Source organism: Prauserella muralis (genome assembly GCF_003202285.1).
Classification (GTDB): Bacteria; Actinomycetota; Actinomycetes; order Mycobacteriales; family Pseudonocardiaceae; genus Prauserella_B; species Prauserella_B muralis.
In genome coordinates this window covers 355,714-381,316 of sequence record NZ_MASW01000001.1, presented here as the reverse complement: position 1 = coordinate 381,316, position 25,603 = coordinate 355,714, and the positions used below count along the sequence as shown (strand labels likewise).

General features: G+C 71.8%; 21 protein-coding genes, 1 tRNA gene and 1 riboswitch. Of the genes, 18 read left to right on the top strand and 4 right to left on the bottom strand.

Features of this window, described 5'->3' with window-relative positions:
* Window positions 1-5: 5 nt before the first annotated feature.
* Window positions 6-758, bottom strand: coding sequence for a MerR family transcriptional regulator (locus BAY60_RS02665; RefSeq protein WP_112279220.1), 753 nt, complete (start codon window positions 756-758; stop codon window positions 6-8).
* Between the two features lie 34 nt (window positions 759-792).
* Window positions 793-1,653 (bottom strand): S1 family peptidase, encoded by an 861-nt coding sequence (locus BAY60_RS02660; protein WP_112279219.1) that lies wholly within the window; start codon window positions 1,651-1,653, stop codon window positions 793-795.
* 374 nt (window positions 1,654-2,027) lie between these two features.
* Between BAY60_RS02660 and topA the strand changes: the two genes are divergently transcribed.
* The 4 genes from topA to BAY60_RS02640 all read left to right on the top strand — a co-directional run bounded on the left by topA (window position 2,028) and on the right by BAY60_RS02640 (window position 8,899).
* Window positions 2,028-4,733, top strand: coding sequence for a type I DNA topoisomerase (gene topA, locus BAY60_RS02655; RefSeq protein ID WP_211330241.1), 2,706 nt, complete (start codon window positions 2,028-2,030; stop codon window positions 4,731-4,733).
* A 113-nt stretch (window positions 4,734-4,846) separates the two neighbouring features.
* On the top strand, window positions 4,847-5,446 hold the full coding sequence (locus BAY60_RS02650; RefSeq protein WP_112279217.1) for a hypothetical protein: 600 nt from the start codon (window positions 4,847-4,849) through the stop codon (window positions 5,444-5,446).
* A gap of 163 nt (window positions 5,447-5,609) precedes the next feature.
* A complete protein-coding gene (locus tag BAY60_RS02645) occupies window positions 5,610-7,709 on the top strand; it encodes an MFS transporter (protein WP_170160296.1) in 2,100 nt (699 codons plus the stop codon).
* On the top strand, window positions 7,706-8,899 hold the full coding sequence (locus BAY60_RS02640; RefSeq protein WP_112279215.1) for a DNA polymerase III subunit delta': 1,194 nt from the start codon (window positions 7,706-7,708) through the stop codon (window positions 8,897-8,899). Before BAY60_RS02645 ends, BAY60_RS02640 begins: the two co-directional genes overlap by 4 nt.
* A 108-nt stretch (window positions 8,900-9,007) precedes the next feature.
* On the opposite strand, the gene BAY60_RS02635 is transcribed toward BAY60_RS02640, so the two are convergent.
* Window positions 9,008-10,702 carry a hypothetical protein gene (locus tag BAY60_RS02635; protein ID WP_112279214.1) on the bottom strand — a complete coding sequence of 565 codons (1,695 nt, stop codon included), beginning with the start codon at window positions 10,700-10,702 and terminating at the stop codon, window positions 9,008-9,010.
* A gap of 136 nt (window positions 10,703-10,838) precedes the next feature.
* On the opposite strand from BAY60_RS02635, the gene BAY60_RS02630 reads away from it, so the two are divergent.
* The 4 genes from BAY60_RS02630 to BAY60_RS02615 all read left to right on the top strand — a co-directional run bounded on the left by BAY60_RS02630 (window position 10,839) and on the right by BAY60_RS02615 (window position 13,403).
* Window positions 10,839-10,915, top strand: a tRNA-Thr gene (locus BAY60_RS02630).
* 70 nt (window positions 10,916-10,985) lie between these two features.
* On the top strand, window positions 10,986-11,504 hold the full coding sequence (locus BAY60_RS02625) for a gamma carbonic anhydrase family protein (RefSeq protein ID WP_112279213.1): 519 nt from the start codon (window positions 10,986-10,988) through the stop codon (window positions 11,502-11,504).
* 65 nt (window positions 11,505-11,569) lie between these two features.
* Window positions 11,570-12,010 carry an uL11 family ribosomal protein gene (locus BAY60_RS02620; RefSeq protein ID WP_211330169.1) on the top strand — a complete coding sequence of 147 codons (441 nt, stop codon included), beginning with the start codon at window positions 11,570-11,572 and terminating at the stop codon, window positions 12,008-12,010.
* Window positions 12,011-12,016: 6 nt separating this feature from the next.
* Window positions 12,017-12,105, top strand: a riboswitch (ZMP/ZTP riboswitch).
* 29 nt (window positions 12,106-12,134) lie between these two features.
* Window positions 12,135-13,403, top strand: coding sequence for a serine hydroxymethyltransferase (locus tag BAY60_RS02615; RefSeq protein ID WP_112279212.1), 1,269 nt, complete (start codon window positions 12,135-12,137; stop codon window positions 13,401-13,403).
* Window positions 13,404-13,481: 78 nt separating this feature from the next.
* On the opposite strand, the gene BAY60_RS02610 is transcribed toward BAY60_RS02615, so the two are convergent.
* Window positions 13,482-14,000: an inorganic diphosphatase gene (locus BAY60_RS02610; protein WP_112279211.1), complete on the bottom strand. Its 519-nt coding sequence runs from the start codon at window positions 13,998-14,000 to the stop codon at window positions 13,482-13,484.
* Window positions 14,001-14,150: 150 nt separating this feature from the next.
* Here BAY60_RS02610 and dacB point away from each other — a divergent pair, with 150 nt between their 5' ends.
* From dacB to folE, 10 genes are all read left to right on the top strand, one after another.
* On the top strand, window positions 14,151-16,076 hold the full coding sequence (gene dacB, locus BAY60_RS02605; protein WP_245992281.1) for a D-alanyl-D-alanine carboxypeptidase/D-alanyl-D-alanine endopeptidase: 1,926 nt from the start codon (window positions 14,151-14,153) through the stop codon (window positions 16,074-16,076).
* Window positions 16,077-16,095: 19 nt separating this feature from the next.
* The gene (locus tag BAY60_RS02600; RefSeq protein ID WP_112279209.1) at window positions 16,096-17,175 is read left to right on the top strand and encodes a zinc-dependent metalloprotease; all 1,080 of its coding nucleotides are present in this window, start codon (window positions 16,096-16,098) and stop codon (window positions 17,173-17,175) included.
* Complete coding sequence (tilS, locus tag BAY60_RS02595) at window positions 17,172-18,185, top strand: tRNA lysidine(34) synthetase TilS (protein WP_112279208.1); 1,014 nt, start codon at window positions 17,172-17,174, stop codon at window positions 18,183-18,185. The genes BAY60_RS02600 and tilS overlap by 4 nt, the downstream gene beginning before the upstream one ends.
* 3 nt (window positions 18,186-18,188) lie before the next feature.
* Window positions 18,189-18,743 carry a hypoxanthine phosphoribosyltransferase gene (hpt, locus tag BAY60_RS02590; protein ID WP_112279207.1) on the top strand — a complete coding sequence of 185 codons (555 nt, stop codon included), beginning with the start codon at window positions 18,189-18,191 and terminating at the stop codon, window positions 18,741-18,743.
* A 153-nt stretch (window positions 18,744-18,896) separates the two neighbouring features.
* Complete coding sequence (locus BAY60_RS02585; protein WP_112279206.1) at window positions 18,897-19,265, top strand: hypothetical protein; 369 nt, start codon at window positions 18,897-18,899, stop codon at window positions 19,263-19,265.
* A gap of 20 nt (window positions 19,266-19,285) precedes the next feature.
* A complete protein-coding gene (locus tag BAY60_RS02580) occupies window positions 19,286-20,656 on the top strand; it encodes a WXG100 family type VII secretion target (protein ID WP_112279205.1) in 1,371 nt (456 codons plus the stop codon).
* A 3-nt stretch (window positions 20,657-20,659) separates the two neighbouring features.
* Window positions 20,660-21,451: an ESX secretion-associated protein EspG gene (locus BAY60_RS02575; RefSeq protein WP_112279204.1), complete on the top strand. Its 792-nt coding sequence runs from the start codon at window positions 20,660-20,662 to the stop codon at window positions 21,449-21,451.
* A 79-nt stretch (window positions 21,452-21,530) separates the two neighbouring features.
* Window positions 21,531-22,313 carry an ESX secretion-associated protein EspG gene (locus BAY60_RS02570; protein WP_112279203.1) on the top strand — a complete coding sequence of 261 codons (783 nt, stop codon included), beginning with the start codon at window positions 21,531-21,533 and terminating at the stop codon, window positions 22,311-22,313.
* Window positions 22,314-22,510: 197 nt separating this feature from the next.
* A complete protein-coding gene (gene ftsH, locus BAY60_RS02565) occupies window positions 22,511-24,961 on the top strand; it encodes an ATP-dependent zinc metalloprotease FtsH (RefSeq protein WP_112279202.1) in 2,451 nt (816 codons plus the stop codon).
* A gap of 40 nt (window positions 24,962-25,001) precedes the next feature.
* A complete protein-coding gene (folE, locus tag BAY60_RS02560; RefSeq protein WP_112280665.1) occupies window positions 25,002-25,592 on the top strand; it encodes a GTP cyclohydrolase I FolE in 591 nt (196 codons plus the stop codon).
* Window positions 25,593-25,603 lie beyond the last annotated feature (11 nt).

The window sequence follows — 25,603 nt, the reverse complement described above, 5'->3', positions numbered from 1 at the left end:
CCTTCTCACTCCAGGCGCTGCCTGGCGTAGGCCGCCATGGCGTCGCGCAGGTACGCCGCCAGTCCCGGCGCCTCACGGTCGATCGTGGCGGTGAACCGCTCGTCGTCCACGTACAGCTGCCCGAGGCCGGTGTAGGCCTCGGCGTTGGGCGTCCAGAAATGGCACACCCAGCGGTAGTGGGCATCGGTCGCCTCGATGGTGCGCGCGTCGTCCGCGGGCACGCCCGCGCGCATCAGGTCTGCGATCGCCCTCGAAGCCTCGGCTTCCGCGCGCTGGACGGCCTCCCATTTCTCCTCGGACCAGCCCTTGACCCGCTGGTGGGTGGCGAGTGCGCCCGGCCAGCGCTGCTCGGCCTCCTCGGCCAGCCGCTGCGCCTGCTCGGAGTCGCGGGCGAAGCCGGTGTACAACTCGTCGGCGTTCACGGTGTTTCCTCTTCTCAACTGCTCGATGGTGTTGCGTACCGTCCTGGCCAGCCGGTCGAACCGGTCACGCTCGGCCAGCAGCCACTCGTGGTGCAGTTCGAGCGCCGAGATGGGATCGGTCTCCTTGCGGAGAACGTCGCCGATCGCGTCCAGCCCCAGGCCCAGCTCCCGCAGCAGGAGAATCCGCTGCAGCCGCAGCAGCTGGTCGTGCTCGTAGTAGCGGTAGCCGTTGCTGCCCACGTACGCGGGTGGCAGCAGGCCGATCTCGTCGTAGTGCCGCAGGGTGCGCGAGGTCACCTTCGCCATCCGCGCGACCTGCACGATCGAGTAGGCCATGTGGTCGACGGTAGAGGTTGACGCTGCGTCAACCTCAAGCCGGAATGCGCGTGGCGCCGGTCACAGCGGCGGCGGGCGGCTTGGGCAGCGTGCACGCGGGTGCGTCGAACGCCGGGTCGTTCGCCCTGGTCAGGCAGCCGTAGAGCCCTTCGGTGTGCTGGCCGTAGTTCGCACCCCTGCGCACCGTGACCCGGCCCTGCTCGTCGACCTCGCACGGGTTGTTCATGGTGCACCGCCCGCCCTCGGTGTTGCCGGTGTTGTTGACGCCGACGACCTGACCGGTCGCCGTGTCGACGATGGGCGAGCCGGACGTGCCGCCGATGGTGTCGCAGGCCCGGGTGTAGCGGATGGAGTTCCGCCAGACGTAGCCGCCCTCGTGCAGCTCGTGCGCGAACCCGTCGACCGCGCAGGTGTATGTGCGCTTCCAGTAGCCGGAGGCCACGGTGATGCCGGTGCCGGGCGCGGGCCCCGAGGTGGCGAGCACCCGCGGCGTGATGCCGTGGGCACGTTTCAGGTCGGCGTAGCTGACGTCCAGCCGGTACAGCGAGACGTCGGTGTGGGTCATGGTCGCGTAGAGCAGCCGCTCGGCGCGCAGGGTGCCCAGCTCGCGTCCGTCGCCGCCGAGCAGCGCGAACGTGCGCTGCGACGGCCGATCGGCGATTACCTCGCCCGGCCTCGGGAAACCCGACTCGAGGCAGTGCCCGTTGGACAGCACCAGTGCGGGCGCCGTGTCCGGGGTGCCCGCCAGCTCGACGACGGAGCCCGAGCAGTTGGACAGCGCCACCGTGCCGGCGAGGTCGATCGTCTTCGCGTGCGCCGGGGCGGCGGTGACCAGAGACAACGTGAACAGAGCCGCCAGCAGGGCGCCGAGGATGCTGAGGAGGCTTCGGGGCATCGGCAGGCAAACCTTTCCGTGAGGCCTTCCGTGTGGCGGAGACTCGACGCAGCGTATCCGTCCGGATACGCACCGGCCCGGACGGCGTGAGGTGCGCGTCACGTGCTAGGTGTGGAAGAGAAACATCACCCAGGCGCACAGCGATGCGCTTGACACACGCTTTACGGCGTGTTGGGGCCACCTGAGAAGACACTGTCGCCCGGGAGAGTGCACACTGGCGGGTCGAACAGGTGAGTTGGAGCGGAGAGCGGGACAGCGTGGCTGGAGCGACGAAGGAGACTGAGGCGCAGGGCGCCGCCTCGAGAGGCGGTGGCCGGGGTAGCCGGTCGAAGAAGAACGGGACCGCGGCGAACGGCGCGGGCCGTCGGCGACTGGTGATCGTCGAGTCGCCCACCAAGGCCCGCAAGATCGCGCCGTACCTCGGCCGGGACTACGTCGTCGAGTCCTCCCGCGGCCACATCCGCGACCTGCCGAGGGGCGCGGCCGACGTGCCCGCGAAGTACAAGGGCCAGCCCTGGGCGCGCCTCGGCGTGGACGTCGAGAACGACTTCGAGCCGCTCTACGTCGTCTCCCCGGACAAGAAGGCCACGGTCACCGAGCTGAAGAGCCTGCTCAAGGACGTCGACGAGCTCTACCTCGCCACGGACCCCGACCGTGAGGGCGAGGCCATCGCCTGGCACCTGCTCGAAGCGCTCAAACCCAAGATCCCGGTGCGCAGGATGGTCTTCCACGAGGTCACCGAGCAGGCCATCCGCTCGGCCGCCGAGAGCACCCGTGAGCTGGACCCCGACCTGGTCGACGCGCAGGAGACCCGCCGCATCCTCGACCGGCTCTACGGCTACGAGGTCTCGCCTGTGCTGTGGAAGAAGGTCATGCCGAGGTTGTCGGCAGGCCGGGTCCAGTCGGTGGCCACCCGGATCATCGTGCAGCGCGAGCGGGAGCGGATGCGCTTCACGTCGGCGTCGTACTGGGACATCGCCGCGACGATGGACACCGGCGCGGGCGGCGACGCCGCGTCGCCACGCAGCTTCCCCGCGCGGCTCACCTCGGTGGACGGCGCGCGCCTCGCCACCGGCCGCGACTTCGGGCCGGACGGGCGGCTCAAGGCCTCCGCCAAGGACGTCACCACGCTGGACGAGCCCGAGGCGACCCGGCTGGCGCAGGCGCTGCGCGAGCGCGAGTTCGCGGTCACCAGCGTCGAGGAGAAGCCCTACACCCGGCGTCCCTACCCGCCGTTCATGACCTCCACGCTGCAGCAGGAGGCAGGTCGCAAGCTGCGGTTCTCGTCGGAACGGACGATGCGCATCGCGCAGCGCCTCTACGAGAACGGCTACATCACCTATATGCGCACCGACTCGACGACGCTGTCGGACACGGCGCTCTCGGCGGCGCGCAGGCAGGCCACCGAGCTGTACGGCTCGGAGTTCGTCTCCGACAAGCCGAGGCAGTACACGCGCAAGGTGAAGAACGCCCAGGAGGCACACGAGGCCATCCGCCCCGCGGGCGAGACGTTCCGCACGCCCGGCCAGGTTGCCGCCGAGCTGGAGACCGACGAGTTCCGGCTCTACGAGCTGATCTGGCAGCGCACCATCGCCTCGCAGATGGCCGACGCCAGGGGCACCACGATGTCGGTGCGCATCACGGGCACGGCCACCAGCGGCGAGGAGTGCGTGTTCTCCGCGTCCGGCCGCACCATCACCTTTCCCGGCTTCCTCAAGGCCTACGTCGAGTCCGTCGACAGCGAGACCGGCGGTGAGGCCGACGACAAGCAGAGCAGGCTGCCGCACCTCACGCGCGGGCAGGAGCTCACGGCCACCGAGCTGAACCCGGACGGGCACTCGACCTCGCCGCCGCCGCGCTACAGCGAGCCCAGCCTGGTCAGCAAGCTGGAGGAGCTGGGCATCGGCAGGCCCTCCACCTACGCCTCGATCATCAAGACCATCCAGGACCGCGGATACGTGTGGAAGAAGGGCTCGGCCCTCGTGCCGTCCTGGGTCGCCTTCTCGGTCGTGGGCCTGCTGGAGCAGCACTTCGAACGGCTGGTGGACTACGACTTCACCGCCGCGATGGAGGACGAGCTCGACAAGATCGCCGCGGGCGACGAGCAGCGCACGCGCTGGCTCTCCCGGTTCTACTTCGGCGGCGACCTGGGTGCCGACGGCTCGATCGGCAGGCTCGGCGGGCTCAAGAAACTCGTCGGCTCCGGGGTCGAGGACATCGACGCGCGTGAGATCAACTCGATCCCGCTGTTCGACGACAGCGAGGGGCACCCGGTGGTGGTCCGCGTCGGCCGGTACGGCCCCTACCTGGAGCGGGAGGTGAACGGCGAGTCGCAGCGGGCCAACCTGCCCGAGGACCTGCCGCCGGACGAGCTGTCATTGGAGATCGCGGAGAAGCTGTTCGCGACCCCGCAGGAGGGCCGCGTGCTCGGCACCGACCCGGTGACCGGCCACGAGATCGTGGCCAAGGAGGGCCGGTTCGGGCCGTACGTCACCGAGATCCTGCCCGAGCCGGAGGAAGCCACCGACGGCAAGAAGACCAGCAAGGCGAAGAAGCCCAAGCCGCGTACGGCCTCGCTGTTCAAGTCGATGTCGATCGAGGAGGTCACCCTCGACGACGCGCTGAAGCTGCTGTCGCTGCCGAGGGTGGTGGGCACCGACCCGGAGAGCGGCGAGGAGATCACCGCGCAGAACGGCCGCTACGGCCCGTACCTCAAGAAGGGCACCGACTCGCGGTCGCTGAGCACCGAGGAGCAGATCTTCGACATCACGCTCGACGAGGCGCTCAAGATCTACGCCGAACCGAAGCGCAGGGGCAGGCAGGCGGCCGCGAAGCCGCCGCTGAAGGAGTTCGGCCCCGACGCGGCGTCGGGCAAGCCGATCGTGGTCAAGGACGGCCGCTTCGGGCCGTACGTCACCGACGGTGAGTACAACGCCTCGTTGCGCAAGTCGGACAGCGTGGAGGACCTCACGCAGGAACGGGCGGAGGAGCTGCTCGCCGAGAAGCGAGCCAAGGGGCCCGCGCCGAAGAAGAAGACCACCACGCGCAAGAAGGCGTCGACCGCCAAGTCGAAGTCCTGATCCACGACACCCGGTGTCACCGTCCGTAGCCGTACGGTCGCCCTGTTGGGCGGATGCGTGAGGCCAGGGCGTGGCTACCCTGGATGCGAGGACGATCCGGCAAGGGAGGACGCGTGGCGAACGGTGACGGCACTCAGGCGCCCGAGCCGCCGCAGAGCTTCGCCGACCCGCTGGCCGGGTTGGTGAGCAGCGGCAGGCCGGAGTTCAGCGTCAAGACCGACCGCGACCAGTACAGCGACATCGAGATCGCCAGGCCGGTCGAGCCCGACTCGGAGATGGTGCGGGGCATGGTGGACGCGGCGATGGCCGGCGAGCGTGCGCAGGCGCCTGCTCCCCGGACGGCGGGCGACGACCAGGTCGGCGAGGACGGCCAGGACGACGTCGACGCCAACGCCACCACGGGGGAGCTGCCCGCCGTGGACGCCGAGCCGAAGCAGTCGGAGCAGCCTGCCGGTCTCTACCCGCAGCAGCAGCGGGCCTGGCCCGCGCGGTCGGCGCTGCTGCCGCCGATGCTGCGGCGCAGGCAGCTGGGCGCGCAGCGGGCGGAGAAGAAGGACGACCTCGCCGAGCGGCGCGACCGGGTGCCGTGGCGCAAGCCGTCCAGCGGCTCGGCCGGGCTCGCGGTGGCACTCGTGCTGCTGCTGGCGTTCGGTCTGGTGGCCGTGCAGTTCGTGACGAGCTTCGTGGAGAGCATCACCGGCCTGTTCGAGTGACCCGCCGCCGCGGCAGCCCCGGAACACGGAATCGCAGGTCGTCGCCGCTTGACTACAGCGGGTGTTTTGTGCCGTGGTCCCGGCGAACCGTCCGTGCCGGGCGATACCCTGGCTCCACAAGGGGTGTCGGGCGTTCTATGGGGTGGGCCACATCAGCGACGGAGTGCGGGATACATCCAGCGCCGACGCGCGTGCGTCGGCGCAGCGCGAGGCGTCCACCGTGCGCCGCGTGCGCCGCGTGCTCGCCATCAAGCCCTTCCGCAGGCTGTGGGGCGTCACCTACCTGTGCAGTGTCGCCGACTGGCTCGCGCTGCTCGCACTGACCGGCCTGGTCACGAAGTTCACCGACAACTACATGGCCCAGAACTTCGCGTTCGCGGGCGTGGTGCTCACCAACCTGCTGCCCGGCCTGCTGTTCGCCCCGCTCGGCGGGTTGCTCGCCGACCGCATCGACCGGCGCAAGGTCATGATCGTCGCCGACCTGGTGCGCTTCGGTCTGCTGCTGTCGATCGCGCTGGTGGGCTCGCCGGTGTGGCTGTTCATCGCCAACTTCCTCGTGGGTTCGGCGGCGATGATGTGGATCCCTTCCAAGGACGCCGCGGTGCCCAACCTGCTGCGCCGGCCCGACCAGGTGGAGACGGCCAACCAGCTCGGCATGTTCATGACCTACGGCCTTGCCGTGGTCACCGGCGCGGGCCTGTACTCGGTGCTCACCGGTATCCAGACGACCTTCAACCTGCCGCCGGACGTGTTCGGCACCTTCGGCATCGCCAACGCCGTCGTCATCATCAACAGCCTGCTCTACCTGGCCAGCGCGCTGATCGTGGCGACCCGCATCCCCGAGTTGTCGCTGCGCAACGTGCACCCGGTGCCCGCAGGCGGCGCCGCTCCGAAGCCGGCGCCCGCCGCGGGCGACGCGGACGGCGCGGACGCCGAGGAGCGCAAGCCCGGCCTGCTCGCGATGTTCCGCGACGGCCTGCGGTTCGTGCGCACGACACCACTGGTGCGGGGCCTGCTGATCGGCATGATGGGCGCGTTCGCCGCAGGCGGCGCCGTGATCGGCGCCGCGAAGCCGTACTCGTCGAGCCTGGGTGGCGGCGACTCGGCGTTCGGCCTGCTGTTCGTCGCCGTGTTCGTCGGCGCAGCGGTGGGGCTGGCCGGGGTGCCCAAGCTCGCGCGACGGCTCCCGCACGACCGGCTCTTCGGCATTGGCATCGTGCTGGCCGGGCTGGCGCTGAGCGTCGTCGCGCTGTCGCCCCACCTGGCCGTCTCGCTGGTGGCCGTGGCCGTGGTCGGCGCATGCGCCGGAGCCGCGTTCCTCACCGGCGTCACCATCATCGGCTCGCAGATCGACGACTCCATCCGCGGCCGGATCAACGCGATCTACCAGTCGCTGATGAAGATCATCATCTTCGGGGCGACCGCGACGGTGCCACTGCTGATCGGCCTGGTGCGGCCGCGCGTCGTCATCGTGTGGGGCAACGCGCTCACCATCGACGGCACCCGGCCGGTCCTGCTCGGCGGGGGCCTGCTGGCCGCGCTGGTCGGCGTCATCGCCTACCGGCAGATGGACTCCCGGCGTACCGAGCCGATCCTCGCCGACCTGCGCAACGTCATCCGGCGCAGGCCGCGGCGCGTCAACGGGCTGCTCATCGCCCTGGAGGGCACCACGGCCACCGACACCGCGACCCAGGCGACGCGGCTGGCCGACTGGCTCAGCGGCGGCCCGCGCAAGGTGGTGCTGGCCGCCGACCCCGCGCTCGACGACGCCCGGCTCGCCTCGCTCATCTCGGGTGCGTCACTGTCCGGGGCCAGGGCGCAAGCGCTTGCGGCCGCGGCCGTCCGGGCCGACATCGTCGAACGGGACGTGCAGCCCGCACTCGACTCCGGCGCGATCGTGGTGATGGAACGGTTCGTGGACTCGCCGCTGGCGCACCTGTCGACGGTGGCCGGTCTCGACACGACCGAACTGGAGGGGCTCGCCGACTGGGCCACCGGCAGGCTCCGGCCGGACATCACGGTGCTGCTCGACGCCGATCCGGGGGTACCCGCCGAACCGGGCACCAGCTCGGCCGAGCACCATTGGCGCGTGCAGCAGTTGCTCACCGAGATGGCGGCCGCCAACCCGGACAGGTACGTGGTGGTCGAGGCCGAGGGCCCCGAGGACGAGGTGGCGGCGCGGGTGCGTACCGCCGTGCAGACCGCGCTGGCAGGGCACCGCGTCTCCGGCTTCACACCCACGCTGGCCGTGGAGCCGACATGACAGGGCCGGTGTGGTCGCAGCTGGTCGGGCAGGAGCCGGCCGTCGAGGTGCTGTCCGCGGCGGCGAGGTCGGCGGCGGCCCTCGTGGCGGGCGAGACCGCCGACTCGGGCGCGATGACCCACGCATGGCTGTTCACCGGCCCGCCCGGCTCGGGGCGGTCGGTGGCCGCGCGGACGTTCGCGGCGGCGCTGGAGTGCTCGACGGGCACCGGATGCGGCGAGTGCACCGGCTGCCGGACGAGCCTGGCCGGGACACATGCCGACGTGCGGCTCGTCGTGCCCGAGGGCCTGTCGATCTCCGTGGCGGAGATGCGGGCGCTGGTGCAGACGGCGGCCCGCAAGCCGACGACCGGCCACTGGCAGGTCGTCATCATCGAGGACGCCGACCGGCTCACGGAGGGCGCCGCCAACGCGCTGCTCAAGGCCGTCGAGGAGCCGCCGGAGCGCACCGTGTTCCTGCTCTGCGCGCCGTCGGACCACCCGGACGACGTGACGGTGACCATCCGCTCGCGATGCAGGCTGGTCACGCTGCGTACGCCGCCGCCGGATGCCATCGCCCGCGTGCTCATGGAGCGCGACGGCGTGGCCGAGGAGATGGCGCGGTGGGCGGCGTCGGTGTGCGGCGGGCATGTCGGCAGGGCGCGCAGGCTGGCCACCGACGAGGACGCGCGCAAACGGCGGGACGCGGTGCTGCGGATCCCGCTCGGGCTGCGCAGGGCGTCCGACGTGTTCGCGTGCGCCGACGACCTGATCTCGACCGCCGAGGCGGATGCGGGCGAGGAGAGCAAGGCCCGCGACGAGGCCGAGCAGGACGCGCTGCGCACCGCGATGGGCTCGGGCGGCACCGGCAAGGGCGTCGCGGCGGCGAAGCGGGCCGCCGACGCGGCCGTGCGGCAGCTGGAGAAGCGGCAGAAGTCCCGCGCCACGCGCACCCAGCGCGACACCCTCGACCTGGCACTGGTGGACCTCGCGGGCTTCTACCGGGACGTGCTGGTGACGGGCAGCGGTGCACAGGCGACCCTGAACCATCCCGACCGCGCCGAGGACAGCGCCGTCGCGGCCCGGCAGTGGACCCCCGCGTCCACGCTGCGTCGCCTCGAGGCCGTGCTCGCCTGCCGCGAGGCGATCGAGTGGAACGTCAAGCCACGCATCGCCGTGGAAGCCATGGTCACCACCCTGCGCGAAGGCTGACCGCCCCAAGCTCCCCAATGCCACATTTGTTCCACTCAACGGAGCGAATGCGGCATTCGCTCCATCCAGTGGAGCGAATGCCGCATTGGGGAGATCCCTGGTGCTCGGTTACTCGGTGTCGTCGGTACGCGGGCGGGGTGACGGTGACGGCTTCGCGGGCTGCACGGTCACGGGCGCCTGCCTGCGGCGGCCCGGCAACCCGGCCACCAGGACGACACCGAGGAGCAGCATCGCCGTGCCGGTCCAGAACATCGGCACCGCCGAGTACGCGGCGTTGGTGTAGGCGAGCTTGTCCGGCCCGCCGGGCTGCTGCCCGCCGCCGGGTGGCGGCGGCGCCTGCGTCGGCGGGGCCGCGACGCTGCAGTCCACGCCGCCGGTGGGCGCGTAGGCCCTCGCCACCTGCTCGCCGAGCGACAGCTGCGCCAGCGACGACGGCAGCTTGTCGGCCGCGTCGGCGGGCAGCGCGTCCTTGAGCGCCTTGGTCGGCAGGATCTGCAGGTCGAGCATGCGGGCCGACGCCCCGAGCTGGTAGCCCTTGAACGGCGTCGTCTGCTGCATGCCCTTCTCGTCCAGCCCGGCGATGCTCAGCCGCAGCACACCGAGGTCGAGCACGAAGCCCTTGGCCGCCTCGGTGAGCGGCTTGGCGACGCCACCTGCCAGCTCGGCGGCGCCACCGATCACCGGCACGTCCTCCACCTGCCGGAAGCCGGGAACGTCCTCGAGGCCGGGCAGCGGGATGCCGATGGGGACGTCCTTGGTCGGGTTGGCGGCGTCGAGCTCGAAGAGCTTCTGGCCGCCGCGCTCCACGGCCAGCACCGGCGCCGTGTACTCCACCTTGGAGGTCTCCTTGTCACCGGTGGAGGTGACCCGCAGCGTCGGCTGGCTGACGACCTTGATCGTCAGGCCCAGTGGGGTGCCCTTGAGGATGTTGATGTCGGCCGCCTGCAGCGTCGAGGTCGCCTCGACCGCCTTGCGAGCCGTGCCGGGCATGTCCACCAGCCGCACGATCGACCGCGTCGAGAGGGTGTTGGGCATGCTCAGCACGGCACCCGTGCCATCGGCCCTGGGCTGCTCACCCGACGAGGCGCCCGAGAGCAGGCCGCCGAGGCCCGCGAGCGGTCCCGGCAGCGACTTGAGCCCCTCCTGCAACTGCGCGCTGGCGTCGGTGAGCTGGCTGACGTCCGGCATGGACGGGATCATGTTGAGCAGCGAGATGCTGCCCACGGACGTGCTCGAGTCGGCGATCGTGCCCACGCACGGGCCGAGCGTCTCGCTCCATCGTGCGTGCGCGCTTCCGTTGAGCAGGCCCACGTTGAGCAGCGGGTTCTCCGGGGCGTTGAACCCGGTGGTGACCGGCTCCGGGTTGTCGGGAAGCGCGGTCTGGACCAGGGAGCCGGGGCTCTGCGGGGCGTTGCCCGCGACCGAGAGCCCGAACGGCGACGCCTGCGCGATGGCTCGCTCGTAGGAGAGGTAGGCCTCGGAGTTGGCCTGTGCGCTGGAGATGCCGAAGCCGCCTTCGAGCGCGGACTGCCGGGGCAGTTCGTCGTCCATGCCGGGCAGGATGGCGTTGGTCGGCACCGCCTCGGGCAGCAGGCGCAGCATGGCGAGCGCGGTGCCCACGTCCGCGACGGCCTTGCCCCTCGGCGCCGGGTTCGGCGGCGACGAGATCGGGGCCTGGCCCGGGTTGGCCGGTTCCGGCACGGGTGTCGTCGGAATGGTCTGCCCGGCGGCGGGGGCGGCCGAGAGCAGGAGTACCGCGGCGGTGACGGGCAAGGCCAGCGTGCGGGGCAGGCGTCCGCGCATTGATCGAGTCCTCCAGAGCACCAGCGGACCCGGCCGCCGAGCGGCGCCGGTGTCCTGCCGTGGCTAACGAGGGTGGGGTGGGATAGTGACGCCGGAAGGCATCGTTATACTGGGAGCCAGCCGGGTTCGCCCGCGCGCCGCCTTAGCTCAGTCGGCCAGAGCGGCTCACTCGTAATGAGCAGGTCGGGGGTTCGATTCCCCCAGGCGGCTCCACCCGGCACCAGGGCCCTTCCGGACACCGGAGGGGCCCTGGTGCTTTCCGGCTCCGGCTAAGGTGACTGCCATGCCGACCTACGCCTTCGAGGGCATGAGCCCGTCCGTGCACCCCGACGCCTGGATCGCGCCCACCGCGACGCTCATCGGAGACGTCGTCATCGAGAAGGACGCCTCCGTCTGGTACGGCGCGGTGATCAGGGCCGACTTCGGCAGGATCGTCATCCGCGAGGGCGCCAACATCCAGGACAACTCGGTGCTGCACGTCAACGAGGGCGTGTGCGAGGTCGGCCGCAACGCCACCGTCGGCCACTCCTGCATCGTGCACGACTGCACCGTCGGTGAGCAGGCGCTGATCGGCAACGGCGCGACCGTGCTCGACAAGGCGACCGTCGGCGCCCGCACGCTCGTGGCCGCCGGGGCGACGGTCACCCCCGGCACCGAGGTGCCGCCCGAGGTGATCGCGATGGGCAGCCCGGCGAAGAAGTTCGTGCCGCTGACCGACTCGGCCCGCGGCTGGATCGAGTACAACGCCGAGGTCTACCAGCGCCTCGCCCGCAGGCACGCCGAAGGCATCGAGCCCCTCTGACGACGCGCGGGCCCGCGGAATCGGCGTTGACTCTCCAGTGACTGGAGTCCATAGCGTTCCGCCGCGTGCCACAGAGACAGCAGAAACAGAAGAAACCCGCCTTCCGGGCCACCCTCCAGCTGCCCGGCGGGGACGCGCCGGTCGTCGACCTCGGCAAGATGCTCGGGCAGACGGGCGTCAACCTCGTGGAGGTCAAGCGCGCCTACGACGCCGAGACGGCGGGGCAGCGCGGCGACATCGTGCCGGTGGTCGTCACCGTCTTCGAGGACCGTTCGTTCGAGCTGCGGCTCAAGACGCCGCCGACGGCGTTCCTCATCCGCAAGGCGCTCGGCGGCAAGGGCGCGGCGCGGCCGGGACACGAGACGGCCGGGACGCTCACGGCCGGGCAACTGCGGGCCATCGCCGAACGCAAGCTCGATGACCTCAACACCGACGACGTGGAGGCGGCGATGCGGATCGTCGCGGGCACCGCTCGGTCGATGGGCGTCCGGGTCGGCGTGGACTAACATCGCAGGCGGCAGAGCGACTGGCGCCATCGAGGTGGAGCACCACCGGGGAGCGATCACGTGAGCGGCAGGCACCGCGCGCCTGGGTGCCCCGCCGTGCACCGCCATGCCAGGAGTGAGCGATATGACGCACCAGCCGGCCATTACCGCGCTGTCCGCCGCCGACCCCGAGATCGCGGGCCTCATCGAGGCCGAGGCCGCCCGCCAGCACGACAAGGTCCGCCTGATCGCCTCGGAGAACTACGTCTCGCAGGCCGTGCTGGAGGCCACCGGCACGGTGCTGACCAACAAGTACTCCGAGGGTTACGCGGGCAAGCGCTACTACGAGGGCCAGCAGAACGTCGACCCGCTGGAACAGCTGGCCAGCGAGCGGGCCAAGGCGGTGTTCGGTGCCGAGCACGCCAACGTGCAGCCGTACTCCGGCTCGCCCGCCAACCTCGCGGCGTACCTGGCCTTCGCCGAGCCGGGTGACACCGTCCTCGGCATGGCGCTGCCCGCGGGCGGGCACCTGACGCACGGCTGGTCGGTCTCGGCGACGGGCAAGTGGTTCAACGCCGTGCGCTACGGCGTGCGTAAGGAGACCGGCAGGATCGACCTGGACGAGGTGCGCGACCTCGCGCGGGAGCACCGGCCGAAGCTGATCTTCGCGGGCGGTACCGCGATCCCGCGCACGATCGACTTTCCCGCGTTCGCCGAGATCGCGCGCGAGGTCGGGGCCGTGCTCGTGGCCGACATCGCCCACATCGCCGGGCTGGTGGCCGGCGGCGCGCACCCGTCGCCCGTCGGGCACGCGCAGGTGATCACCACCACCACGCACAAGACGCTGCGCGGCCCGCGCGGCGCGATGATCATGACGGACGCCGAGCACGCCAAGGCGATCGACAAGGCGGTGTTCCCCGGTTTGCAGGGCGGGCCGCACAACCACACCACGGCCGCCATCGCGGTGGCGCTGGCCGAGGCGGGCAGGCCGGAGTTCCGCGACTACGCCCACGCCATCGTGGCCAACGCCAGGGCCCTGGCCGAGGCACTGATCGAACGCGGCTTCGACCTCGTGTCCGGCGGCACCGACAACCACCTGCTGCTGGTCGACCTCACCCGCAAGGAGATCGGCGGCAAGCCCGCCGCGCAGGCGCTGGACCGGGCAGGCATCGAGCTGAACTACAACACGGTGCCGTTCGACCCGCGCAAGCCGTTCGACCCCTCCGGCATCCGGCTCGGCACCGCCGCGATCACCACGCGCGGCCTGCGGCCGGAGCACCAGCCCGCGATCGCGGAGTGGATCGACCGGACGGTCACCGCCGCGCTGGCGCAGGACGAGGCCGCGCTGCAGACGATCGCCGCCGAGGTGCGCGAGTTCCTCGCCGCCTACCCGATCCCCGGCTACCGGGCCTGAGCCCCGCTGACGGCAGCGACCCGGTGCCGGCGAGCCTCGCCGGCACCGGGTCGCTGCTGACGTCGGTGGCGCTCGTGCCTAGTGGTGGCCGCCGGCGTCGGCGGCCTGCTTCTCCAGGCGCTCGGCCTCGCGCTCGTAGGAGCGCTTGATCTCCTCCTCGGCCTCGGAGCGGCTGGCCCACGTGGAGCCCTCGACGCTCTTGGCCGGCTCGAGGTCCTTGTAGACCTGGAAGAAGTGCTCGATCTCGAGCTTGTGGAACTCGTTGAGGTGGTGGATGTCCCGCAGGTGCTCCAGGCGCGGGTCGTCCGACGGCACGGCGAGCACCTTGTCGTCGGGACCCTTCTCGTCGGTCATCCGGAACATGCCGATCGCGCGGCAGCGGATGAGGCAGCCGGGAAACGTCGGCTCCTGAACCAGCACGAGCACGTCGAGTGGGTCGCCGTCCTGGCCGAGCGTGTTGTCGATGAACCCATAGTCGGCCGGGTACTGGGTGGCCGTGAACAGGGTGCGGTCGAGTTTGATCCGCCCCGTCTTGTGGTCCAGCTCGTACTTGTTGCGTTCCCCGCGGGGAATCTCGATTGTGGCGTCGAACTCCACGGCGTCCTCGCTGCCTTCGTCGGCGCCGCTTCCGGGCGGCTCACATTTACCTTGTCCTGTCCTCACTAGTGTGGACCACGTACCCGGCGGGTGCGGCACCGATGGTGTGCAAGTGTGATGTCGGCCCCGCCACAGGGCGAGGAGGGGTGTGTGCCAGGAAGCGACGAGACGCCAGAACCCGCGTGGCCGTCGGACGATCACGACGACAACCGCTCGGACGGCGCGACGAACCAGCTCCCTGTGCCCAATGTCACCTCCACCGATCCGCCGACGGTGTGGGTGCGCGCGCCGGGGCAGCCGGCCACGCCCCCGCCGGCACCACAGCGGCCGCCGCAGGTTCAGCCGCAGGCCCCGCAAACCCCGCAGACCCCGCAGCCGCCGCAGCCGCCGCAGCAACGGCCTCCGCATCCGCAACGCCCGCCCCAGCAGCAACACCAGCAGCGGCCGCCGCAGCGCCAACAGCCACAGCCACAGCCGACCGTCGTGGTGCACCCGCCGCGGCCCGAGACGGCGCCACCCCCGGCCACGCAGGCCCGGCCGATGCGGATCGAGCCGGACGGCAGGCAGCACCCGGCCCCTGTGAGCACCGGCTCGGACACGCCGCCCGCGGACCCCGGCGGCGCCGCCGAGAGCGGGACCTCCGGCGACACCGGGCACGCCGCGGACACCGAGCCCGCACCGAAGCGCACGCGGCGGCGAGGCCTGCTGCTCACCGGCCTCGCGCTGCTGCTCGTCATCGCCGCGGGCGTCGTGCTCGCGCTGCCCGACGTCTCCAACCGGCTGGCCCTGCCGTGGGCGCCGAACGCGCCGCAGGGCGATCCGCCAGAGCCCATCGCGGTCACCACCGAGCTGCACGGGCCGGCTGAGTCCGCCCCGGCGCCGACACCCGCCGGGGTGGCCGCCGCGCTCGACGGCCCCGCGTCCGACCCCGCGCTGGGCACCCTCACCGGCAGCGTCGTCGACCCCGCCACCGGCACCACGCTGTGGGCCCGCGACGAGAGCAGGACACTCACCCCGGCCTCCACCACCAAGCTGCTCGTCGCCGGAGCCGCCCTGCTCAAGCTCGACCACGGCAGGCAGCTGACCACCAAGGTCGTGCAGGGCCCGGAGCCGGGCTCGGTCGTACTCGTCGCGGGCGGCGACGTCACGCTGTCGTCGCTGCCCCAGGGCGAGGAGTCCATCTATCCGGGCGCCGCCCACCTGGACGACCTCGTCGAGCAGGTCCGGCAGGCCACCGGCGGCGACGTGAGCAGCGTGCAGCTCGATCTCAGCGCCTTCGCCGGCGACACCACCGCACCCGGCTGGGCGCCCGGCGACGCGCCCTCCACGTTCGCCGCGCCCGTGGTGCCCGCGATGCTCGACGGCGGCCGCAGCGACCCGAAGGACGAGCACTCGATGCGGGTTGCCAACCCGGCGGGCACGCTCGCGCAGGAGTTCGCGCGCAGGCTGGGCGCCCAGGTCGCTCCGCAGACCACCACCACCGCGCCGCAGAACGCGCGGGTGCTCGGCGAGGTGAGGTCCGCTCCGCTGGCCGAGCTGGTGGACCAGATGCTGCGGAGCTCCGACAACCTGCTCGGCGACGTCCTCGCCAGGGTCGTCGCCAACGCGGAGGGCAGGGAGCCCTCGTTCGAGGGCGGCGCGCAGGCCACCCTCGACGTGCTCGCCCGCAACGGCTTCGACGTCTCCGACGTGCGGCTCTCCGACGGCAGCGGGCTGTCCACCCTGAACAAGGTTCCCGCCACGATGCTCAGCGACCTGCTCGCCTCCGCCGCCGCGCCCGGCGACTCCGATCCCAACACCGCGAAGCTGCGGCCGATGCTCGGCGGACTGCCCGTCGCGGGCGGCAGCGGCACCCTCGCCACCCGGTACACCGAGCCCCCCGCCACCGAGGGCCGCGGCTGGGTCAGGGCCAAGACCGGCACGCTCTCCGGCGTCAACACGCTCGCCGGTGTGGTGCTCGACACCGACGGCAGGGTGCTCGTCTTCACGCTGATGTCCGCGGGCGCGGACACCGGACCCGCCAGGGCCGCGCTCGACGACGTGGCCGCCCAGCTACGCGGCTGTGGCTGCCGCTGAAGCCGGGTAGCGTCGAATCATGGCGAGTCAGCAGACGACGACGCGGGCCAGGGGCGGCAACCCGCTGGTGGACTGGTCCCTGGCGGCGAACACGGGCGCGTTCCTCGTGCGCGGCGGGCCTGCGGTGCCCAGGGACGAGGCCCAGCGGGCCGTCCGGGAGCTGCGCGAGCTCACCGTGGACGCCGAGCGGCACGTGCGCGAGCTGACCGGTCTCGGCGCCGACCTGCCCCTGCTGCCCGGAGACGTCGTCGACCGGCCCGGCTGGGTGCGGGCGGCGGCCTCCGGCCTCGACGAGCTCACCAGCAGGGCGCTCACCGGCGAGGCCGAGCCCAAGGCGGGACCGTTCACCCCGCTCGTCGCGGGTGGCGCGGGCGTGCAGACCGGTGTGGTGCTGGCGTTCCTCGGTGCCCGCGTGCTCGGCCAGTACGACCCGTTCGGCGGCGAGGACAGGGCGGGCAGGCTGCTGCTCGTGGCACCCAACGTGGTCACCGCGCAGCGCGCGATGGGTGTGCACGGCAGGGACTTCCGCATGTGGGTCTGCCTGCACGAGTGCACCCATCGCCTGCAGTTCACCGCGGTCGACTGGCTGCGCGACTACTTCGCCGACGAGGTCGGCCTGCTCGTCGGCGGGCTCGCCGACACCGAGGGCCTCGCCACCGTCGTCGGCAGGTTGCCGGATGCCGTGCGCGAGGCGCGCCGCAGCAAGGACGACGGCTCGCTGGCCCTCGCCGAGCTGCTGCAGTCGCCGAAGCAGCGCGAGGTGTTCGACCGGCTGCTGGCGCTGTCCACCCTGCTGGAGGGGCACGCCGACTACGTCATGGACGCCGTTGGCCCGGACGTCGTGCCGAGCGTGGCCACGATCCGCCGCCGGTTCACCGTGCGCCGCAAGGGCGGTGGCCTGCTCGATCGCCTGCTGCGGAGCCTGCTCGGCGTCGACGCCAAGATCAAACAGTACGCGCTGGGCGCCGCGTTCACGCGGCACGTCGTGGACGCCGTCGGCATGGCGGGCTTCAATGCGGCGTGGACCTCGCCGAACACCTTGCCGACCAGAGCGGAGATCAGGGACCCGCGCGCGTGGGTGCGACGCGTTCACGGGTGAGCGGTCCGGCGGTCGTCACGGTGCGCCGTGCCGTGCGCGCGTTCCTCTCCGCACACGAGGCACACCTGCGCTGCGGCGAGCTGTTCGTCGCGGTGTCCGGCGGTGCCGACTCGCTCGCACTGACCGAGGCAGCCGCGCACGTGGGGCACCGGCTGGACGTCCGGGTCAACGCGGTCGTCGTCGACCACGGCCTGCAGGCCGACTCGGCCGAGGTCGCCGCCACGGCCGCGCAGGCCGCGCTCCGGCTCGGCGCCGACGACGCCAGGGTCGTCGGCGTGACCGTGTCCGGACCCGGCGGCCCGGAGGCCGCGGCCCGCAAGGCCCGTTACGCGGCCCTGCGCAGGGCGCTGCCCGCGGAGGCGGCGCTGATGCTGCTCGGGCACACCCGCGACGACCAGGCCGAGACCGTGCTGCTGGGGCTCGGCAGGGGCTCCGGCCCGCGTTCGGTGTCCGGGATGCGCCCGCTGGATGCGCCCTGGGCGAGACCGTTGCTGGACGTGCCCAGGTCGGTGACCCGCGACGCGTGCACCGAGCTGGGTGTGCGGCCGTGGTCGGACCCGCAGAACGCCGATCCCCGGTTCACCAGGGTCCGGCTGCGCACCGAGGTGCTGCCGCTGCTCGAGGACGTGCTCAACGGCGGGGTGGCCGCCGCGCTGGCCAGGACCGCCGCCCAGCTGCGGGAGGACAGCGAGGCCCTCGACGCGCTGGCCGGCGAGCTCTACAGCCGCGCCGAGCAGCGGGGCGAGCTGGACGTGGCCGAGCTGGCGCCCGCACCGTCCGCCCTGCGCAGGCGGGCCCTGCGCCGCTGGTTGCTCGGCGCGGGCGTGCGCGAGCTGACCGATGCGCACCTGCGCTCCGTCGACGCACTCGTCGCCCGCTGGCGCGGCCAGGGCGGCGTCTGGCTACCGGGCAATTTTGAAGCGCGCAGGTCGCGTGGAAAGCTCTGCGTCAGCATCGGCGACACTGCCGAGACCGGCGAAACTGGCCAACCCACCACCAGAGGGGACTGACCCGTGTACGAAGGCGACATCGCCTCCGTGCTCATCACCGAGCAAGAGATCAAGGACAAGATCGCCGAGCTGGCCGAGAAGGTCGCGGCGGACTACCCCGCGGAGGGAAGGGCCTCCGATCTGGTCCTGGTCGGCGTGCTCAAGGGCGCGGTGATGTTCATGACCGACTTCGCGCGCGCCCTGCCGATCCCGACGCAGCTGGAGTTCATGGCGGTGTCGTCGTACGGCTCGGCCACGTCCTCGTCCGGCGTCGTGCGCATCCTGATGGACCTCGACCGCGACATCGCGGGCAGGGACGTGCTGATCGTCGAGGACATCGTCGACTCGGGCCTCACACTGTCGTGGCTGCTCAAGAACCTGGCCGCGCGCAACCCCGCGTCGCTGCACGTCTGTTCGCTGCTGCGCAAGCGGGAGGCCGTCAAGGTGGACGTGCCCGTGAAGTACATCGGGTTCGACATTCCCAACGAGTTCGTCGTCGGCTACGGCCTCGACTACGCGGAGCGATACCGGGACCTGCCGTTCATCGGAACACTCGACCCCCGGGTTTACTCCTCGTAACCGCAGGTCGACGCGTTGCTTACGGACGGAGAATAGGGAACCCTGTCGCTGGAGAACGCGTCATACCGGCACAGCTGTTGCGTTAACCTAAGCGAAGATCGCAGGCGCGAGGCCGGCATCCGTGCCGGGCTGGGGACAGGAGTGAAGCGAAACATGGGGAACAGCAGCTACGCGGATGCGGCGGCGTTCCGCAACGCGGCGGCCACCGGGCAGATCGGCATCGACCCCGACGCCGCACAGACGGTGCTGAGCAAGATCCGTAACGGCAAGGACATGATCGAGCGGCTGCTCGGCGACGCGCCCTCGCTCGCGACCGCCCCGCGAATCGGCGCGAACCCCGTCGGCAACGCCATCGCGGCCAAGTTCTCCGACCGGGCCGCGGGGGGCGGCGACTCCTACGGTCAGGCGCTGCGCAACCTCTACGACCAGTACGACCAGGCCGAGCAGGCCATCACCACGGCGATGAGCCGCTACCACGAGATCGACCAGGCCGGCGCCGAGCCGTTCAACGGGCGCGCGTGAGACCAGGGGGACTTGCGAACATGGACATCCAGACTCCGCAGCCGGGCGACGGTGGCACGCCGGTGAAGCTGGGGGACAACGCCGAGGTCAGCGACATCGTCCAGCAGGCGCGTGGCCGCGCCGACGGCTTCCTCTACGGCGACGACAGGGCGATCGGCGACCGGCCCAACTGGGCCTCGCAGGACAGCCAGCAGCTCTACCGCTACGCCACGGTCAACAACGTGCCCGGCACGGCCGAGGAGATCGGCCAGACGTGGTCGGGTCACAGCACGAGCCTGCGGGAAGCCTCCGAGAACCTGTACAACGCGATCTCCGAGCTCGGTGCCGCGTGGATCGGCCAGGGCGCTGGCGCCGCGCAGGGCTCGCTCGTCGCCATCGCCAACTCCAGCGCGCAGGCGTCCGAGGCGGCCGACACGATGAGCCAGCGGCTCAAGCAGCAGGCCGCTGCCGCCGCCGAGCTGAAGAAGATGCCGCAGCCGCAGGAGTTCGACCCGGCCAAGGAGACCGCCGCCATGCTGGCAGGCGGCCCGGCCGCCATGACCAAGGACATGAAGGAGCAGTTCGACGCCGCGCGGGAGGTGAAGGCCCAGCAGGTGGCGTACCTGGAGGCCTACACCGCCGCGATGTCGGAGATCGACGGCAGCACGCCGAGCTTCGGTCCCGAGTCGATCGGCCTCAAGCCCGGCGGCAACGCCTCCGGCCTCAACGCGGGCGGCGTCGGTTCCGTGGGCAGCTACGGCATGCCGGGTGGCGCGGGCTTCGCCGGTCCGTTCGCCGGGCTCGGCAGCACGCCGGCCATCGGCGGGCCCGGCGGCGCCGACAACGCCGTCGCGGCCTCCGGCCTCGGCCAGGGCGCGCACGGCGGCCCCCAGCACGCCGGCGGGCCGTCCTCCCCGGTGCACGGCGCTCCGGCCGCGGGCCCGGCCCAGGGTGCCACCACCGGATCCGGCCAGGCCGCGGCCGCGGCCGGTTCGGGCGGCGGGCTCAGCGCAGGCCAGGCGCTCGGCGCGGCGGTGGCGGGCGGCGCACTCGGTCTCGGCGGCGCGAAGGCGCTCGCCAAGGGGGCGCGCAGCGGCAGCACCAAGCAGTCGTCCTCGGAGACGTCGGCGTCGGCCAACCAGCAGGCGGCCAGCGCCGCCTCCGTGCAGCCCCAGAACCAGGGCATGGTGGCACCCGGCGGCACCATCGGCGGTGGCGCGCAGCAGGCTCCGATGGGCGGTGCCCCGATGGGCGGCATGGGCGCGGGCGCGGGCCAGCAGGAGCAGGAGAAGGAGCACACCCACGCCTCCTTCCTCATCGAGCCCGACCCCGACGACGCGTTCGGCGCCACGGTCGCCACGCCGCCGCCGGTGCTGGGCGCCTGGGGGCCCGACGACGACGAGGAGCGGTAACCGGTGGCGCAGCGCCTCACCCCACTGGAGCTGGACTTCCTCTGGGAGTCGTTCGGGGAAGGAGAGCTGCCGTACCCGCTGGAGGCGCGCTCCCACGGCGAGACGATGGAGGAGCGCGCCACGCTGCGGCAGCGCGTGCTGGCCGAGGCGGCGCAGCGCGGGCTCGCCGACTCGGGAGGAAGGCCGCAGCCGCAGGTCGAGGACTGGTTCGGGGTGCTCGCGGCGCCCGACGTGAGCCTGGACTCCGTGCAGATCAGCGCACCGGACGCCGAGCCGCAGCTCGCCGTGGCCTCGGCGCTCGGCGGCCAGGGCGTGCTCGCCGTGCAGGACCAGCAGGGCCTCTACCTGGGTGACGTCCCCGTCGACGGGCTGGCCAGCGCCATCGTCGGGCTGCTGCCCGGCGCGCCCCGCGGCGCCGAGAAGTCGATCACCGTGCCCCTGGAACAGCTGCTCTCCGGCCCCGGCGTCGACTTCATGCAACGTCGCGTCCCGGCCCCCGACGGCGGGCGGGCCAGCGTGGACGAGGACCGCAAGGCGCTGGCGCGGCTGCACGCCCAGCCCAGGCTGCGCGGAGGCCAGATCGGCGCCAACGCCCGCAGCCGTACCGGCAGCAAGACGCGGATGCCCGTGCTGAGCTGGTTCGACACGGAGTCGGGGCGGTACTTCACGCAGGCGACCCGGGGTCGCGACGGCAGGGACTGGATCACCATCGCGCCCGCCGACGCCCCCACGCTGAGGCACCGCTTGTCCGAGATGCTCGCGAGCGCGGTGAACTCCACGGCGGCGCCGCTGTGAGTGCCGGCGCCCCGGCCGCGTCCGCTACTCTGCGGTAGTCCAGCTGGCACGCGCCGTCGCCAGGAGCCATCGGAGGATCGTGTCCACCCAGGAGTTCTTCACCCCGGTCGCCTTCGACTTCCTGTGGGAGGCGGCTGGTGCCGGTGAGCCGCCCTACCCGCTCCGCGTCCACTCGCACGGCGAGACCGAGACCGAGCGCGCCGCCCTGCGCGCCAGGGCGGAGCTGGAGTTCTCGGCCAGGCGCCTCGAGGACTCGCCGGTCCCGGAGTGGCTCCAGCTGCTGGCCAGGCCCTCGGCCAGCGTCGACGCCCTGCACATCCCCGAGTTCCAGGCCGCTCCGGTCGCCGCGCTCGCGGCGACCGACGGCAGCACGGCCGTGCTCGCCGTCCAGGACGCCGACGGCGTCTGGCTGCGGCCGATCTACCCCGACGGGCTCGCGTCGGCGGTGGTGAACCTGCTCCCGGCGTGCTCGCGCGGCTCGGAAGCCTCGATCACGCTGCCCATCGACCAGGCCGTGCGCACCCAGCCGTCCCGCACCGGGGTCGTGTCCGGTGCTCCGCCTGCCTCGCGGGAGCGCAGGCGCGCGGGCCTCGCGGAACGGCCCGCCGACCCGGGCCAGGCGTACGCGCAGCTCATCGCGCAGCCCCGGCTGCGGGGTGGTCAGCTGGCCGCGAACGCCAGGGACGAGCTGGGCAGAAGGAACCGCTCGCCGGTGCTGGCGTGGTTCGACACCGCCACCGGCCGCTACCTGAGCCTCTCCCGGGCGGGCACCGACGGGCGCGAGTGGGTCACCGTGTCGCCCGCCGACGAGAAGACCCTGCGTACGAGGCTGGGCGAGATGCTCGCGGCGGTCACGGGTTAGGCCGTCCCCAGCCTGCGGGAACACCACCATGGTGGTCACCGTTGACTTGCTGAGGATCGCCCGGCTGCTCACTCGGACCGGGCGGTACCCTGGTGGGACGGTTAGCTCCGTGCCCCATGCAGTTGTCAACACCGTGACGGCGGATGTCACACCTACCGCCTAGCCAGGGAGGGTCGAGGCCACCACGGCCGGATCTAATGGACCGCAAGCGCCTGCTCAAGAACCCACTGCTGTGGATAGTCGCGGTTCTGCTGCTCTATTTCGCCTTCAGCATGATCTTCGACGGTGACAGGGGGTACACGCATGTGCCCACGTCGCAGGCCGTCGAGCAAATCCGCTCCGGCAACGTCACGGAAGCGAACCTGGAGGACAAGGAGCAGCAGCTCAAGCTCACCCTGGCGGATCCGATCGGTGTCGATGGCCAGCAGGTCAGCCAGATCATCACGAAGTTCCCCGCGGGGGCGTCCGACCAGCTCTACAACGCGCTGATCACCGCCCGCAACGGCGACCAGGACGTCCGCTTCGACACCACCGTCACCCAGGACTCCTTCTTCACCCAGCTGCTGATCTACATGATCCCGCTCGGGATCCTGTTGCTGCTGCTGATGTGGATGATGAACAACGCGCAGGGCGGCGGTAACCGGGTCCTCAACTTCGGCAAGTCCAAGGCCAAGCAGCTCAACAAGGACATGCCGAAGACCACGTTCACCGACGTGGCGGGCGCCGACGAGGCCGTCGAGGAACTGCACGAGATCAAGGACTTCCTGCAGAGCCCCGGCCGCTACCAGGCGCTTGGCGCCAAGATCCCCAAGGGCGTGCTGCTCTACGGCCCGCCCGGCACCGGTAAGACGCTGCTCGCGCGTGCCGTCGCGGGCGAGGCGGGCGTGCCGTTCTACACGATCTCCGGTTCCGACTTCGTCGAGATGTTCGTCGGTGTCGGCGCCTCGCGGGTGAGGGACCTGTTCGAGCAGGCCAAGCAGAACGCGCCCTGCATCATCTTCGTCGACGAGATCGACGCGGTCGGCCGTCAGCGTGGCGCCGGCCTCGGCGGCGGGCACGACGAGCGCGAGCAGACGCTGAACCAGCTGCTCGTCGAGATGGACGGCTTCGACTCCCGCGGCGGGATCATCCTCATCGCCGCCACCAACCGGCCCGACATCCTCGACCCCGCGCTGCTGCGTCCCGGCCGCTTCGACCGGCAGATCCCGGTGTCCGCGCCCGACCTGCGAGGCCGCAGGGCGATCCTGGAGGTGCACTCCAAGGGCAAGCCGCTGGCCCAGAACGTGGACATGGAGGCGCTGGCCAAGCGCACCGTCGGCATGTCCGGTGCCGACCTGGCCAACGTCATCAACGAGGCGGCCCTGCTCACCGCGCGCACCAACGGGCACGTCATCACCGACGCCGCGCTGGAGGAGTCGGTCGACCGCGTGATCGGCGGCCCCGCGCGCAAGAGCCGGATCATCTCCGAGAAGGAGAAGAAGATCACCGCCTACCACGAGGGCGGGCACGCGCTCGCCGCGTGGGCGATGCCGGACATCGAACCGGTGTACAAGCTGACGATCCTGCCGCGTGGTCGCACCGGGGGGCATGCGTTGCTTGTGCCCGAGGACGACAAGGAACTGATGACCCGGTCGGAGATGATCGGCAGGCTGGTGTTCGCGATGGGCGGGCGCACCGCGGAGGAGCTCGTGTTCCACGAGCCCACGACGGGCGCGGTGTCCGACATCGAGCAGGCCACCAAGATCGCCAGGTCGATGGTCACCGAGTACGGCATGAGCCCGCGGCTCGGCGCGGTCAAGTACGGCCAGGAGCAGGGGGACCCGTTCCTCGGCCGTTCGGCCGGCAGGCAGCCGGACTACTCCCTCGAGGTCGCGCACGAGATCGACGAGGAGGTCCGCAAGCTCATCGAGACCGCGCACACCGAGGCGTGGGAGGTGCTCAACACCTACCGCGACGTGCTCGACGACCTGGTCGTGGAACTGCTGGAGAAGGAGACCCTGCAGCGCAGGGACCTGGAGCGGATCTTCGCGGCGGTGGAGAAGCGGCCGAGGATCACCGCCTTCAACGAGTTCGGTGAGCGGCTGCCGTCGAACAAGCCGCCGATCAAGACACCCGGCGAGCTGGCGATGGAGCGCGGGGAGCCCTGGCCGCCCGAGCCCGAGCAGCCGGAGCGTCCCGAGCGCGAGCCGGAGCCGGAGCCGACCCCGGTGGCCACCGCGCCCGGCGGCAACGAGCTGCCCGGTGGTCCGCCGTACGGCGGCCCGCAGCAGCCCTCGCCGCAGAATCCGCCTCCGCAGTCGGGCGGCTACAACCCGTACGCTCCGCCGCCGAGCGGGTACCCGAACGGCAACCGCCGGTACAACGGCGGCCAGAACGGGCCTGGTCAGAACGGCCCTGGTCAGAACGGCCCCGGCCACGGCGGTGGCGGGCAGCAGGCTCCGCGTCCCTACGGCGGCGGCCAGCCGGGCGAGTATCCTGCGGGACCGCCGAACTACGGCGCACCTCCCGGCTGGACCCCGGCCACCTCACCCGGTGGCAGCAGGCCCAGCCAGCCGCCGTGGCGGCCCGCCCCGCCCGACCCCTCGCCACAGCAGGGTGAGCGGCGGGGCGAGCGTGATCCCGACGAGCAGGACGGTCAACATCGATAGCGATGTCGAGGGCAACGGGCACGGCATCCTCCCCGAGGACATGCCGGTCGCCACGGGCCGGATGTTCGACCAGGCACGTGCCGAGCGGGCCGTGCGCGAGCTGCTGCTCGCGTGCGGCGAGGACCCCGACCGGGACGGCCTGCAGGAGACGCCTGCCCGCGTAGCGCGCGCCTACCGGGAGATGTTCGCCGGGCTCTACAACGACCCGGATCACGTCCTGGACCGGACGTTCGACGAGAGCCACGAGGAACTGGTGCTCGTCACCGACATCCCGATGTTCTCGACGTGCGAGCACCACCTGGTGCCCTTCCACGGGGTCGCCCATGTCGGCTACATCCCGAACAGCCAGGGCAAGGTCACCGGCCTGTCCAAGCTCGCGAGGCTGGTGGACCTCTACGCCAAGCGGCCGCAGGTCCAGGAGCGGCTGACGTCGCAGATCGCCGACGCCATCGACCGCAAGCTCAAGCCGCGCGGTGTGATCGTCGTCGTGGAGGCCGAGCACCTGTGCATGGCCATGCGTGGCATCCGCAAGCCGGGCGCGCGCACCACCACGTCCGCCGTCCGGGGTCTGCTCAAGACCTCGGCCTCGTCGCGGGCGGAGGCGCTGGACCTCATCAAGGGCCGCCGGTGAGCAGCGCATTG